The sequence below is a fragment of the Streptomyces sp. CRCS-T-1 genome (genome assembly GCF_024442335.1).
GTDB classification, from domain to species: domain Bacteria; phylum Actinomycetota; class Actinomycetes; order Streptomycetales; family Streptomycetaceae; genus Streptomyces; species Streptomyces koelreuteriae.
Window position 1 is genome coordinate 8,544,800 of the sequence record NZ_CP101651.1, and the last position, 13,167, is coordinate 8,557,966.

The window sequence follows — 13,167 nt, forward strand, 5'->3', positions numbered from 1 at the left end:
GAGAGCGCTCTCAAAGCTTCCCGCATCGGTCCCCTGCCCGAACGGAGAATGAGCATGTTACGGACCCTCAGACGCCGGGCCACGGCCGTCGGACTGTCCCTCGCGGCGCTCCTCGGCGGCTCACTGCTCGCCACCGGGGCCGCCGCTCCGGCCCAGGCCGCAGTCCCGGCGACGATCCCCCTGAAGATCACCAACAACTCGGCCCGTGGCGAGCAGGTGTACATCTACAACCTCGGCACGGAGCTGTCGACCGGACGGCAGGGCTGGGCCGACGCGAACGGCACCTTCCACCCCTGGCCGGCCGGCGGCAACCCGCCGACCCCCGCCCCCGACGCGTCGATCCCGGGCCCGGCCGCGGGGCAGTCGACGACGGTCCGGATGCCGAAGTTCTCCGGCCGCGTGTACTTCTCCTACGGCCAGAAGTTGGTGTTCAAGCTGACCACCGGCGGCCTGGTCCAGCCCGCCGTGCAGAACCCGACCGACCCCAACCGCAACATCCTCTTCAACTGGTCGGAGTACACCCTCAACGACTCGGGCCTGTGGATCAACAGCACACAGGTCGACATGTTCTCCGCGCCCTACGCGGTGGGAGTGCAGCGAGCCGACGGCAGCACCGCGAGCACCGGCCGGCTCAAGCCCGGCGGATACAACGGCTTCTTCAGCGCCCTCAGGGGACAGCCCGGAGGCTGGGCCAACCTGATCCAGACCCGCTCCGACGGCACCGTCCTGCGCGCCCTGTCGCCGCTGTACGGACTGGAGACCGGCGCGCTGCCGGCCGGCGTCATGGACGACTACATCAACCGCGTCTGGCAGAAGTACTCCACCTCGACCCTGACGGTCACGCCGTTCGCCGACCAGCCCGGCACCAAATACTACGGCCGGGTCTCCGGCGGCGTCATGAACTTCACCAACAGCGCCGGTGCCACCGTCACCCGCTTCGAGAAGCCGGACGCCTCCTCGGTCTTCGGCTGCCACCGGAAACTGGACGCGCCGAACGACCTGGTCCGCGGTCCGATCTCACGCACCCTGTGCGCCGGCTTCAACCGCTCCACGCTGCTGGTCAACCCCAACCAGCCGGACTCCGGCGCCGACGCCTTCTACAAGGACGGCGTCACCAACCACTACGCCCGCAAGATCCACGCGCAGACGGTCGACGGCAAGGCCTACGCGTTCGCCTTCGACGACGTGGGCCACCACGAGTCACTCGTCCACGACGGCAATCCGCGCCAGGCCTATCTCACCCTCGACCCGTTCAACTGACAGCGAAGTTGACGGTTCAGCAATTCTGAAAATCAAATACAACTTTACTGTTCCTTGGTGTAGATGAACTGCGGTTTACGTGAGCCTCATTGACACCACGCGGTGACTGCAGGCCCCTCCCGTCACAGGAGGGGTCTGGTCACTGTCCCCCATGCGATGGTGAGAGGCACCAACGAAATGACGATGAATCGCACCCTGCGGTACAGCGGCCGCACCATGGCCTTGACCGCGACGGCCCTCGGGGTGATCGCGACGGCGGCCGTGCCCGCCGCGGCCGAGGAACAGCCCACCGCGGAACAGATCATGGCCGACTGCGCTTCCGGAGAGGGCAAGTGCTCCTTCAACTCCCCGGAACTCGGCAAGGCCTACCTGGGTGAGCCGCGCCAGGTGTCCGAACTGCTCTTCAACTGCACCGACTCGCCCGCCTCCCAGTCGATGTCCTGGGCCGACACCGTCGGTTCCTCCCACTCGGTGGGAGGCTCGGTCACCGTGGGCGGCGGAATCGAGGGCATCATCACGGCAAGCGTCACCGCGACGTACAACTACACCTGGCAGAGCTCCCACACGGAGACGAGTTCCTTCACCGTGAACGTGAAGCCGGGAGAAGTCGGCTGGATCTCCCGCGCCCAGGTGATGCAGCGCATATCCGGCACCTGGCAGACCCATTACGACGACCCCAAGTGGGACCACTACTACTGGTTCGTCCCCGACGTGGTCACCGGCCCCGCCCCGAACGGCACGGACGGCAAACACAGCGCGGTCGTGGTCAAGTCCCGCAAGATGACGACCGACGAGAAGAAACTGTGCTCCACCGGCGATACCGAGGACAAGGTCTTCACCAGGTCATGAGTGTGCCGGCGTCGCTCGCGGGTCCATGACGCGATCGCCCTCCGTGCGGTGCACCGGCCTCGTGAAGTACCGGTGAAAACCCTGTGGAAGCGGTGTCAGTGGTGCGGTCTATGCTGCTCCGGACGATCACGCGGGACCAGGGGAGGGCGCGGCATGTTCGGCAAGCTGTTCGGGAGGGGTGCGGAGAGACCGGGGGCGGATCCGCACGCCCTTCCCGTCCCGCGCAGACAGAAGAACGGCACGTACAGGCTGCGCGCGCTCGGGGACGCGCGTGTGCTCGCTCTGATGGAGGCGGCCGACGCGGGGGACTGGGGGGCCGTCAAGGCGGCGCTGGCCCCCTTCGACCTCGGCCGGGAGCAGGCGATCCTGGGGCAGCTCACCGATGTGGACGGCGTGGAGGAGTGGGCCGTCCGGGCCGCCGAGGAGGACAAGGACGACAAGGAACTCCGGGCGACCGCACTGCTGATATCGGGTGCGCGCCATGTCTCCTGGGGCTGGGAGGCGCGCACCTCCGCCCGTGCCGTGGACGTCAGCCGGGACCAGTGGCAGACCTTCTACGAGCGGCTGCGCATCGCCGAGGAGCACCTGCTCGAGGCCGCAGAGCTGCGGCCCGACTGGGTCACGCCCTGGCGTCATCTGCTCACCTCGGGACGCGGCATGTCCGTCGACGACAGCGTCCAGGACGCCCGGCTCGCGGCGGGTCTGCGCCGTGATCCGCTGAACCCGGACATCCATCTGGAGTGGGTGTCCCACCTCCAGCCGCGCTGGGGCGGAGAGCGGGGCCAGGCCCTGGAGTTCGCCCGGAAGGCCTTCGCCGCCGCACCCGACGGACACCCGCTCGGCTGTGTCGTCGCCATGGCGCACATCGAGGACTGGGTGGAGTCCGACGAGCGCGACTGCCTCCAGCAGCCGCAGATCCGCGCCGAGTTGAGAGAGGCCGCGGAGCGCAGCATCCTGCACCACGCCTACGAGCGCCGTCTGGGCTGGCAGGGCGACTACAACATGTTCGCCATGGCCCTCTCGCTGGCGGGCAGCAGCACGGCTTCCAACGTCTTCCGCGAGCTGGACGGTGTGATCACCGAGTGGCCGTGGACCTTCATGGCGGACCCGGACAAAGCGTACGCGCGCTTCCGTAAGGCCTTCTGAGCCACCGGCCGCACCGTCCCACCCGTCTTCGGCCGGTCCCGCGGACCACCGCCCACTCCTGCCGTTCTCTTCACCCCGGACTGACCCATGCCCCTGCGCGACAACACCGCCGACCACGCCGCCGCCGACCGCACCTTCCAGGTCGACCTCCGCGGCCTGGTGGACCTCCTCTCCCACCACCTCTACTCCAGCCCCCGCGTCTACCTGCGCGAACTCATGCAGAACGCGGTCGACGCCCTCACCGCACGGCACGCCGTCGAGCCTCACGGCGCCTTCGGCATCCGCCTGTACGCCGACGGCTCGATCGTCCGCGTCGAGGACGACGGCGTCGGTCTCACCGAGGCCGATGTGCACACCTTCCTCGCCACCATCGGCCGCAGCAGCAAGCGCGCCGAGCAGGTCGCCGAACAACGCGCCGACTTCATCGGCCAGTTCGGCATCGGCCTGCTCTCCTGCTTCCTCGTCGCGGACGAGATCCACGTCCTCAGCCGCTCCGCACGCACCCCCGACGCCCCCGCCGTGGAATGGCGCGGCCGCGGCGACGGCAGCTACACCGTCCGCACCCTGCCCGCCTCCGCCCGCTCCCGCCCCGGCACCACCGTCACCCTGACACCGCGCGCCGACGCCGGCGAGTGGACCCGCCCGGCACAGGTGCACTCCCTGGCCCGGCACTTCGGCTCCCTGCTGCGCCATCCCGTGACCTTCGACGACGGCACCGGCGGCCCGGGCGCGCCGGTCAACCCCGAGCCCGCGCCCTGGTCGCGGACGTACCCCACCCCGGGAGCCCGCTCCCGCGCGCTCGCCGCGTACGGCGAAGAGGTCTTCGGATTCACCCCGCTGGACACCATCGAACTCGACCTGCCGGCCGTGGGCCTGAAGGGCATCGCCTGCGTGCTGCCCGAGACGGTCCCGGCCGGACGCCGCCACGGCCACCGCGTGCACGTCAAGGGCATGCTGCTGTCCGAGCAGGCCGAGGAGATCCTGCCCGAGTGGGCGTTCTTCGTCCGCTGCGTCGTCGACGCCGAGAGCCTGCGCCCGACCGCGTCCCGCGAATCCCTGTACGAGGACGACACCCTCGCCGCCGTCCGCGACGCCCTCGCCGAGCGGCTGCGCGCCTGGATCGCCCGGGCCGCCGCCAGCGACCCGGACCTGCTCGGCCGCTTCCTCCAGGCCCACCACCTGGCCGTGAAGTCCCTCGCCGTGCACGACGACGAGATCCTTCGGATGCTGCTGCCCTGGCTGCCGTTCGAGACCACCGACGGTCACACCACCCTCGACGAGTTCGCCCGCACCCACCGCACGGTGCTCGTGACCTCGAGCGTGGAGGAGTTCCGTCAGGTCGCCGCGATCGCCTCGGCCGCCGGGCTCGGCGTCGTCAACGGCGGCTACACCTACGACCGCGAGCTGGTCCACCGACTGCCCGAGATCAGGCCCGAGGCCGCCGTAGCCGACCTCGACCCGGCGACCCTCACCGCCCACCTCGACCCTGTAGACCGGGAGACGGAACTGGCCGCCGCGGCCTACCTCGCCCGGGCCCGTGACGCCCTCGCCGTCTTCGACTGCGATGTCGCGCTGCGCACCTTCCAGCCCGCCTCCGCCCCCGCCCTCCTCGTCGACAGCCGCGAGGCCCGGCACGAACGCACCCGCTCCCAGCTCGCCCGCGAGCAGGAAGGCGGAGTGTGGGGCGACATCCTCGGCGCCCTGCGCCAGGAGGCCCCGCGAGCCCAGCTGATCCTCAACCAGCTCAACCCGCTGGTGCGCACCGCCGTCACCATCGACGAGCCCGAACTGGCCCGCACCAGCGCCGAAGCCCTCTACGGGCAGGCCGCGATGCTGTCCCGGCGCCCGCTCAGGCCCGCCGAGTCGAGCCTCATCAACCGCTCCTTCCTCGACCTCCTCGCCCACGCCCTCCGCAAGGACAGCTGACGATGCCGACCGCACCCCACCCCCAGAACACGGACGAGCTCTACCAGGCGCTCCAGGAGAACGACCGGCGCCCCTACGGCCGCACCCGCACCGTCACCGCCGAGGAACTCGTCGACGCCGCCGAGCAGTTCGCCGAGCCCGTCCCCCTCGTCCACGCGCTCCTCGAACTGCAGGAGGCGTACACCTACGGCTCCGAACCCCGGAAGTCCCCCGTCGTCTTCGCCCGGCTGCTCACCCTGTTCGACGAGCAGCCCGACGTCTTCGACGAACGCCTGCGCCACATGCTGTTCTGGCGGTTCAAGTGGGTCGCCAACGCCCTGCGCGCACTGCCCGAGATTCCCCTGGCCAGCCTGCGCCAGTGGCAGCAGGAGATGCGCGACCGGTACGAGAAGGCCGGGCTCGGCCTGCAGCCCTACTACGGACAGGCCTACCAGCTCGCGGTCCACGTCGGTGAGGACACCGCCCTCGCCCACGAGCTGTGGGCGAGCCGCACCCGCACCCCGCTCAGCGACTGCGAGGCCTGCGAAACCTGCGAGCGCGCCCTGTACCACCTCACGGCCGGCGACGACGAGCGGGCGCTGCGCGCCTGGGAACCCGTCCTCGCCGGGAAGGAGTCCTGCCAGGAGGAACCGGCCCGCTCCGTCTCCTACGCCCTGCTGCCCCTGCTGCGCACCGGCCGCACCGACCGGGCCCGCGAACTGCACCTCGCGGGCTACCGCGGCTGCCGCCGCAACCCCTCGATGGCCCAGGAGGTCGGCAGACACCTGGAGTTCTGCGCCCTGACCGGCAACGAGGCACGCGGCCTGGAACTGCTCGCCGAGAACCGGGGCCTGTTCGACGAGGTGGACTCGCCGCTGGACCTGCTCGGCTTCCTCACCGGCGTGGAGGTCCTCCTCCAGCGGGTCGAACTCATCGGCCACGGCGAACTGCCCGCCCCCGGCTACGCGGGCCGCACCTGGACGGTGACCGGCCTGCGCGCCGAGGTGCGGAGCCGCGCCGATGACCTCGCCGCCCGCTTCGACACCCGCAACGGAACCACGGCCCACACCGACCGCCGCCGGGCCCGCCTCGACCGTGCCCCGCTGCTGGAGTCGCTGGAACTGACCCTGCGCCCCCGCAGCCTCGACGACGTCGCCCCGGCCGCCCCGGCGACCGAGCCCACCGCCCGCACGGCCGCCGCCGTCCCCGACTCGCTGCCCGAACTCATCCTCCGGGCACGGACGTTGGACGAGCAGGGGCACCCGGACGCCCACGCCTGCTGGGCGCGACTGCGTACGCTCGTCGCTGCCCGCGACTACACCCACCCCGAAGACCCGGCCGTGGGCCCGCTCGTACGGCTGCGCGCGGACCTGCTCGCCGAAGAGGCCAACCTGGCGGGCGAGAAGGACGAGTTCGCCGACGCCGCCGCCCTCCACGAGGAGGCCGCGGCCCTGTACGACGACGCCGGAGCGCCGGACCACGCGGCGCTCGCCCGCGCCTGTGCCCTGCTCGCCACGGCCGAACTCCCCGCGGAAAACACCGAGGACGCGGAAGACGCCGACGGAGCGGCGGCGAAGGCCGCCGCGCTCACCGCCGCCCACACCTCCATGGTCCGCCTGCACGAGGAGACCCCCGGCCTCACCCCGTACCTGGAGGCCCGCCTGCTGCGACTGCGGGCCACCGCCCTCGCCCTGCGGCTGCAGACCTCGAGAAGCGACGAGCACATCGCACCGGTCTTCGCCGAGGTGGAGCTGCTGCACGCGTTCGCCACCCGGCACGACCTCGCCGGGCAGATCTCCGGCGCCCTGCTGCTGCGGGTCAGCGCACACGCCATCTCCGGCGACCTGCCCACCGCGGTCACCGAGATCGACGCGCTCCTCGACCGGCTGAAGGCGCAGGGCCCCGCCTGGCACCTGCCCCGCACCCTCGGACTGCGCGGCCGGCTCCAACTCGGCCTCCAGGACACCCAGGCCGCGCACGCGGACCTGACCGAGGGCCTGCGACGGGCCGCCGACTGGCCGGCCGACACGGTCGACACCACCCGCCTCCACGGCGATCTGGCCGAGGTGTGCATGCACCTGGGCCGCCCCGAGGAGGCACTGCGGCACCTGACGCGCTCCGCGGAACTGGAGCTCCGCCGCGGCAACCGCACGGACGCCTTCTGCGCCTACGGCAACGCGGCCCAGCTCAGCCTCGACCTGGGCCGCGTCGAGGACTGCATCGCCCTCCTCGACTCCCTGCTCGCCGACCCGGAGTCCGCCGCCGGAGAGCTGGACGACCGCCTCCTCGCCCAGCTCCGCCTGACCCGCGCCCGCGCACTGCACGCGGGGGAGGACCTCAAGGCCGCCACGGCGGAGTTCGTCGCCCTCGCGGCCGAGTCGGCGGGCTGGGACGACGACCCCGGCAGCCACGCCATGATCGCCGCCGAGACCGCCGTACTCCTCGGCGAGTCCGGCGAGTTCGGCCGGGCCCGCGAAGCCGCCGACCAGGCACGCGCCGCCCATGCCCGGGCCCCGCGCTACGAGCAGCTCAGCAACTGCCTGCGCGAACTCGCCCGCCTCCAGGCCCAGCAGCAGGGCCCCGACGGCCTCGCCGACGCCCTCGCCCTGCTCACCGACGCGGGCCGGATCGCCGAGGAGGCCCGCACCGCCGGGTACGAGTCGGGCGGCCGCTCCCTGGACACCGCCCTGGCCTACGAATACGGACGGGTCAACGCCTACGCCGGCGAGTACGAGGACGCACTGGCCGCCCTGGACAAGGCGCTCGCCCTGCTCGGCGAGCCGGGGCCGGAGGACGACCGCGCCGGGGAATGGGCCGAGTGCGTCCGCCTCGCGGGTGCCGTGGAAGGCCTCTACCTGGAACGCCCCGCTCCCGCCCTCACCCGCCTCGACGCGGCGGTCTCCCGCCTGACCGCCCTGGGCCACACCGAGGAGGCCGAGTCGCTGGCGTCGCTGGCGGCCCGACTGCGCGACGAGGAGTGACCCAACAGGAAGAGCGTGCGGCCCCGGGCGGGCCGCACGCGCGGGCATGCTGTCCGCCGACGGCGGGCAGTGCTCAACCAGATCTAGGAAAGGTGGCGTTGTGCCCGGAGTTCACGTCTGCTCACTCAAGGTCGACACCCCTCAGCTCATCGCGCCGGGAACCACGTACAAGATAGTGCGGTTCCCCTTCGGCGCGGCGGAGCCGACGGACACATTCCAGATGCACCAGGCCACCCAGCCGGACGGCTACGTGGTGAGCAACTGGGCGACGGACGACCGCAGCGGTCTGATCTGGCCGTCCAAAGCCGGCTGGGGCCATCTGTACGCGATGATCCAGTGGGAAGCCGCCAGTGGCTCGGGCGGCTACACCGAACTGCGCGACCAGTACGTCCGTGACCCGCTGGGCCTGACGCCCAACCCCAACGACACCACGGCGACCGAGCACCGCACCCCGACACCCGGAGGCCAGTACTACGTCAAGAGCCACGGCATCTTCGTCGCCCCGGGCACCCCGGTCGCGCTCCGCGTCACGCACAACGACGCCGCCTCCCGCCTCCTGACCCTCGCCGAGTTCAAGCTCGTCATCCACGATGCCGCCTAGCGCCCGGGCACGCCGATTCCACCGGATGCCGGACCGCTTCGTGTGAGCGGACGGGCAATGTGGGACCGATGCTCCATGCGCATCGTGCTCACCGGGCCGACCGGACACGCCGACTCCGCCGGACACCGCCCCCGCGCCGAGGGCACACACACCCTCGGCGCGGGGGCGCGGCGGCTGCCCGACGCATTCGACGCGGCGACCTGCCAGACGCCTCAGGTACCTGAAGCGGCACGGCGATTCCGGTGACCGCCGACGCCACCGACACGGCCGATCCGACCCCGGCGGGCCGCAGACCGCCCCGGACGCTCGCGCTGCTCACTGCCGCCCACGGCGGGCCCGCCCTGGCGGTCACCGTCATCACGGCCCTGCTGGCGCTCCGCGGCGGCCTGCAGCCGTTCCATGCCATCGCCGTCACGGCGGCGGTGTTCACCGGCCAGCTCACGATCGGCTGGGGCAACGACCTGCTCGACCTCGCGCGCGACCGCGCCGTGGGCCGAGCCGACAAGCCGCTGGCCGTCGGCTCCCTCCCGGCCGGATGGGTGGCACGCGCCCTGGCCGTGGCGGCGGTCTCCTGCTTCGTACTGTCCGCGCTCGTCGGCTGGCGCAGCGCGCTGGTCAACATCGTCCTCGCCACCGGCGCGGGCCACGCCTACAACCACGGGCTCAAGGCGACCCGGTGGTCCTGGGCGCCGTACGCGTGCGGCTTCGGGACGCTGCCCTCGGTCGTCACCCTCGCCGGCCCGGCCCCGGGCTGGGCACCGTGGTGGATGACCGGTGCCGGCGCCGCGCTCGGCGTCGGAGCGCATCTGCTCAACGTGCTGCCCGACCTCGCCGACGACGAACGCACCGGTGTCCGCGGCCTGCCGCACCGGATCGGCGAACACCGCTCACGCGTCCTGGCCGCCGTGCTGCTCACCGCCGCCTCGGTGCTCGCCGTGGCCGGTCCCGCGGGATCCCCTCCCGCGTGGACCTGGATGGCCCTGGCCCTGGTGGCCGTACTCGCGGTGCTCACGCTGTGCGCCCGCGGACGCGCTCCCTTCCGCGCCGCGGTGACCATCGCCCTGCTCGACGTCGCGCTGCTGACGGCCGGCTGATGGCACGCCAGACGTCGTGGCAGACAGCGCGAGCGCCCCGGCCGCCCCGCTCGACCGCGTCAGCCGGGTGCCCGTCGCCCCTCACCGCCCGATCCCTGGAGCCAGCATGACCATGCGCGTCCTCAGCGTCCGCGGCGCCCTGCCCGAGCACTGCCACCGCCAGGAGGAGATCACCGAGTCCGTCACCACCACCCTGGTCGGGGACACCGTCGATCGCCGCGTCGTCGAACGGTTCCACCGCAACGTGGGCGTAGAGACCCGGCACACCGTGCTCCCGCTGGAGGAGTACGGCCGGATCGAGGACTTCGGCCAGTCGAACGACGTCTTCATCCGGGCCGGCGTCGAACTCGGCGGCCGCGCGGTCGTCGACGCGCTCAAGAGCGTCGACCTCACACCCGCCGACGTCGACTTCATCGTCTCCTGCACGGTGACCGGCCTGGCCGTGCCCTCCCTGGAGGCCCGCGTCGCGGCGGAGATCGGCCTGCGCCCCGACGTGGTGCGCCTGCCCCTCGTCGGCCTCGGCTGCGTCGCCGGCGCGGCCGGCATCGCCCGACTGCACGACCTGCTGCGCGGCCGCCCGGACGCGGTGGCGGTCCTGATGTCGGTCGAGCTGTGCTCCCTCACGCTGCAGCGCGACGACACCTCGGTCGCCAACTTCGTGGCCAGCGGCCTGTTCGGGGACGGCGCCGCTGCCGTCGTCGCCGTCGGGCACGAGCACCCCCTCGCTCAGTCCGACGACCCGGCCGCCCCCGAAGTACTCGCCTCACGCAGCCGCCTCTACCCCGACTCGGAACACATGATGGGCTGGGAGATCGGCTCCGGCGGCTTCAGAGTCGTGCTCGACTCCGCGGTCCCCGACCTGGTGCGCCGGTACGTCGGCGACGACGTCCGCGGCTTCCTCGCCGATCACGGCCTGACCCGCGGCGACATCGACTGGTACGTCGCGCACCCCGGCGGCCCCAAAGTCCTCGAAGCTTTGCAGGACGCCCTCGGCGTCGAGCGCGAGGCGTTGAGCGTGACCTGGGACTCGCTGCGCCGGATCGGCAATCTGTCCTCCTCCTCGGTGCTGCACGTCATGGCGGACACACTCGCGAACCGGCCGCCCCCGCCCGGCTCCTACGGACTCATGCTCGCCATGGGCCCGGGCTTCTGCTCCGAACTCGTGCTCCTGCGCGCCCCGGGCGGTGGGCGGTGACCGGCGAGATCCTGTTCACGATCCTGGTGCTGGCCGTAGGCCTGGAGCGGGTGGCCGAACTGGCCGTCTCCCGCCGCAACGCCGCCTGGAGCCTCGCGCGCGGCGGCGTGGAGTCCGGCCGGGGGCACTACCCGTTCATGGTGGTGCTGCACACGGGCCTGCTCATCGGCGCGCTCGCGGAGGTGTGGATCCGCCGCCCGGACGTCGTCCCCGTCCTGACGTGGGCCATGCTCGCCCTCGTCACGGTCTCGCAGGGGCTGCGCTGGTGGTGCGTCGCCACCCTCGGCCGGCAGTGGAACACCCGGGTGATCGTCGTACCGGGCGCCGCGCGCGTGACCGGCGGACCCTACCGCTGGATCCCGCACCCGAACTACGTCGCCGTCGTCCTCGAAGGGCTCGCGCTGCCCCTCGTCCACGCGGCCTGGGCCACGGCGATCGTCTTCACCGCGCTGAACGCCACCCTGCTCGCCACCCGCATCCGCGCCGAGGACGCCGCCCTGGCACGGCTGGCCTGAGGAGGCACCCATGGATCTGCTCGTCGTCGGCGGCGGACCCGCGGGCCTCGCCACGGCCCTGCACGCGGCCCGGGCGGGGCTCGACGTCCGCGTCTGGGAGCAGCGCGCCGGCATCGTCGACAAGGCGTGCGGCGAGGGCTTGATGCCGGGCGCCGTCGCCGCCCTGGCGGCACTGGGCGTACACCCGCCCGGGCGCGACCTGCGCGGAATCCGCTACGTCGCGGGCCCCCGCCGCATCGACGCCGACTTCACCTCCGCCCCCGGGCGCGGAGTACGCCGTACGACGCTGCACGCGCTGCTGCGCGAGGCCGTGCTGGCGGCGGGCGTACGCGTGGAGCAGCGCACCGCCCGCCACGTCGAGCAGGACCGGGACGGGGTGCTGGTCGACGGCACCCGCGCCCACCACCTCGTGGCGGCCGACGGCCTGCACTCACCGATCCGCCGCGCCCTCGGGCTCAACCGGCCGCACCGGACCCGTCCCCGGCACGGGCTGCGGCGCCACTACACACTCGCCCCCTGGAGCGACCACGTCGAGGTGCACTGGTCCCGCGAAGCCGAGGCCTACGTGACCCCGGTGGCCGACGACCTCGTGGGCGTCGCGATCCTCACCACCACCCGCCGCCCCTACGACGACCACCTCGCCGCCTTCCCCGAGCTGCGGGAACGGCTGGCCGGGGCCGGCCCCGCCGGACCGGTACGGGGCGCGGGCCCCTTCCGCCAGACCGCGAGCACGCGCATCGCCGGCCGAGTGCTGCTCGTCGGCGACGCCTCCGGCTACGTCGACGCGCTGACCGGCGAGGGCATCGCCCTGGCGCTCGCGCAGGCGTCCGCCGCCGTCCGGGCCGTCACCGACGGCGACCTGACGGCCTACGAGCGGGAGTGGCGCCGGCTCACCCGGCGCTACCGGTGGCTGACGCACGCGCTCCTCGGCGCTACGCGACCGCCCCCGGCCCGCGCGGCGCTGGTACCCCTCGCCCAGCGCCTGCCGTGGCTGTTCTCGGCCGCCGTCGGCACACTGGCGCGTCCGGCGGGGGAGCGGCCCGGATCCGGCCGTCCGACCGGATAGCGGTCGGCCCCCTGCCGGACGCTCGACGTCCGGCAGGGGGCCGACAGAACCACTCGTCAGGAAATCCGGGTCAGGCTATGGACGCCGACAGGATGGCCGACACGGCGAGGTTGCAGGACGCCGTCACCCAGACCGCGGGGTGCGGCTCCGGCTCGACCAGCGCCGCGCCCAGGCGCCCCGGCGTGATCAGGTCCACCACCAGGAACGCCACGGCCATCATCACCAGACCCAGCAGGCCGAACGCGGCGGTCGAGACCAGGCCCTTGCCGAAGTCCTCGTAGGTCGTCCAGATGGACGTGAACACGATGCCGCCGATACCGAGCAGCGCGGAGCTGAGCACCATCGCGGCGTTGCGGTTGCGCTGCTCCCAGATCTGCCGGCCGAGCTTGCCGGGCGTGAGCACGTCGACCAGGACGATGCCGAGGACCAGCAGAACCAGTCCCAGTCCGCCGTAAGCGGTGGCCCTGCCAAGTCCGTTGACGATGTCGCTCATGGGTGGGCGGCTCCGTAGCGTGAGAGATCGTGAATGATCGCGGTCAAGGAACAGCAAAATGT

Annotated in this window: 12 protein-coding genes; 11 read left to right on the plus strand and 1 reads right to left on the minus strand. The window is 72.4% G+C overall.

Annotated features, from left to right (window positions below):
* Positions 1–54 precede the first annotated feature (54 nt).
* The 11 genes from NNW99_RS38625 (at position 55) to NNW99_RS38675 (ending at position 12,612) form a co-directional block, all read left to right on the plus strand.
* The gene (locus NNW99_RS38625; protein ID WP_215124060.1) at positions 55–1,260 is read left to right on the plus strand and encodes a glycoside hydrolase family 64 protein; all 1,206 of its coding nucleotides are present in this window, start codon (positions 55–57) and stop codon (positions 1,258–1,260) included.
* 183 nt (positions 1,261–1,443) lie between these two features.
* The gene (locus NNW99_RS38630; RefSeq protein ID WP_251058055.1) at positions 1,444–2,109 is read left to right on the plus strand and encodes a hypothetical protein; all 666 of its coding nucleotides are present in this window, start codon (positions 1,444–1,446) and stop codon (positions 2,107–2,109) included.
* Between the two features lie 153 nt (positions 2,110–2,262).
* Entirely contained in the window at positions 2,263–3,255 is a 993-nt protein-coding gene (locus NNW99_RS38635) for a hypothetical protein (RefSeq protein ID WP_215124062.1), read from the plus strand.
* An 87-nt stretch (positions 3,256–3,342) separates the two neighbouring features.
* The gene (locus NNW99_RS38640; protein WP_215124063.1) at positions 3,343–5,181 is read left to right on the plus strand and encodes an HSP90 family protein; all 1,839 of its coding nucleotides are present in this window, start codon (positions 3,343–3,345) and stop codon (positions 5,179–5,181) included.
* Positions 5,182–5,183: 2 nt separating this feature from the next.
* Positions 5,184–8,141, plus strand: a complete 2,958-nt coding sequence (locus tag NNW99_RS38645; RefSeq protein WP_215124064.1) for a hypothetical protein — start codon at positions 5,184–5,186, stop codon at positions 8,139–8,141.
* 46 nt (positions 8,142–8,187) lie between these two features.
* Entirely contained in the window at positions 8,188–8,742 is a 555-nt protein-coding gene (locus tag NNW99_RS38650; RefSeq protein WP_215124065.1) for a hypothetical protein, read from the plus strand.
* 75 nt (positions 8,743–8,817) lie between these two features.
* Positions 8,818–8,988, plus strand: coding sequence for a hypothetical protein (locus tag NNW99_RS38655; protein ID WP_215124066.1), 171 nt, complete (start codon positions 8,818–8,820; stop codon positions 8,986–8,988).
* Positions 8,985–9,836, plus strand: coding sequence for a UbiA family prenyltransferase (locus NNW99_RS38660; protein WP_251058057.1), 852 nt, complete (start codon positions 8,985–8,987; stop codon positions 9,834–9,836). The genes NNW99_RS38655 and NNW99_RS38660 overlap by 4 nt, the downstream gene beginning before the upstream one ends.
* 106 nt (positions 9,837–9,942) lie before the next feature.
* Complete coding sequence (locus tag NNW99_RS38665) at positions 9,943–11,031, plus strand: type III polyketide synthase (RefSeq protein ID WP_215124067.1); 1,089 nt, start codon at positions 9,943–9,945, stop codon at positions 11,029–11,031.
* Entirely contained in the window at positions 11,028–11,546 is a 519-nt protein-coding gene (locus NNW99_RS38670) for an isoprenylcysteine carboxyl methyltransferase family protein (RefSeq protein ID WP_215124068.1), read from the plus strand. Before NNW99_RS38665 ends, NNW99_RS38670 begins: the two co-directional genes overlap by 4 nt.
* A gap of 10 nt (positions 11,547–11,556) precedes the next feature.
* Positions 11,557–12,612 carry an NAD(P)/FAD-dependent oxidoreductase gene (locus NNW99_RS38675; protein WP_215124069.1) on the plus strand — a complete coding sequence of 352 codons (1,056 nt, stop codon included), beginning with the start codon at positions 11,557–11,559 and terminating at the stop codon, positions 12,610–12,612.
* A 70-nt stretch (positions 12,613–12,682) separates the two neighbouring features.
* Here NNW99_RS38675 and NNW99_RS38680 read toward each other — a convergent pair whose 3' ends face one another.
* Positions 12,683–13,105 carry a DUF350 domain-containing protein gene (locus NNW99_RS38680; RefSeq protein WP_184598941.1) on the minus strand — a complete coding sequence of 141 codons (423 nt, stop codon included), beginning with the start codon at positions 13,103–13,105 and terminating at the stop codon, positions 12,683–12,685.
* Positions 13,106–13,167: the final 62 nt, after the last annotated feature.

What these genes read in the sequence shown, in the direction of transcription:
- NNW99_RS38665 (WP_215124067.1), top strand. Translation starts at nt 9,943, where the DNA reads ATGACCATGCGCGTCCTCAGCGTCCGCGGCGCCCTGCCCGAGCACTGC.
- NNW99_RS38630 (WP_251058055.1), top strand. Translation starts at nt 1,444, where the DNA reads ATGAATCGCACCCTGCGGTACAGCGGCCGCACCATGGCCTTGACCGCG.
- NNW99_RS38640 (WP_215124063.1), top strand. Translation starts at nt 3,343, where the DNA reads ATGCCCCTGCGCGACAACACCGCCGACCACGCCGCCGCCGACCGCACC.
- NNW99_RS38625 (WP_215124060.1), top strand. Translation starts at nt 55, where the DNA reads ATGTTACGGACCCTCAGACGCCGGGCCACGGCCGTCGGACTGTCCCTC.
- NNW99_RS38655 (WP_215124066.1), top strand. Translation starts at nt 8,818, where the DNA reads ATGCGCATCGTGCTCACCGGGCCGACCGGACACGCCGACTCCGCCGGA.
- NNW99_RS38635 (WP_215124062.1), top strand. Translation starts at nt 2,263, where the DNA reads ATGTTCGGCAAGCTGTTCGGGAGGGGTGCGGAGAGACCGGGGGCGGAT.
- NNW99_RS38650 (WP_215124065.1), top strand. Translation starts at nt 8,188, where the DNA reads ATGCTGTCCGCCGACGGCGGGCAGTGCTCAACCAGATCTAGGAAAGGT.
- NNW99_RS38680 (WP_184598941.1), bottom strand. Translation starts at nt 13,105, where the DNA reads ATGAGCGACATCGTCAACGGACTTGGCAGGGCCACCGCTTACGGCGGA.
- NNW99_RS38645 (WP_215124064.1), top strand. Translation starts at nt 5,184, where the DNA reads ATGCCGACCGCACCCCACCCCCAGAACACGGACGAGCTCTACCAGGCG.
- NNW99_RS38675 (WP_215124069.1), top strand. Translation starts at nt 11,557, where the DNA reads ATGGATCTGCTCGTCGTCGGCGGCGGACCCGCGGGCCTCGCCACGGCC.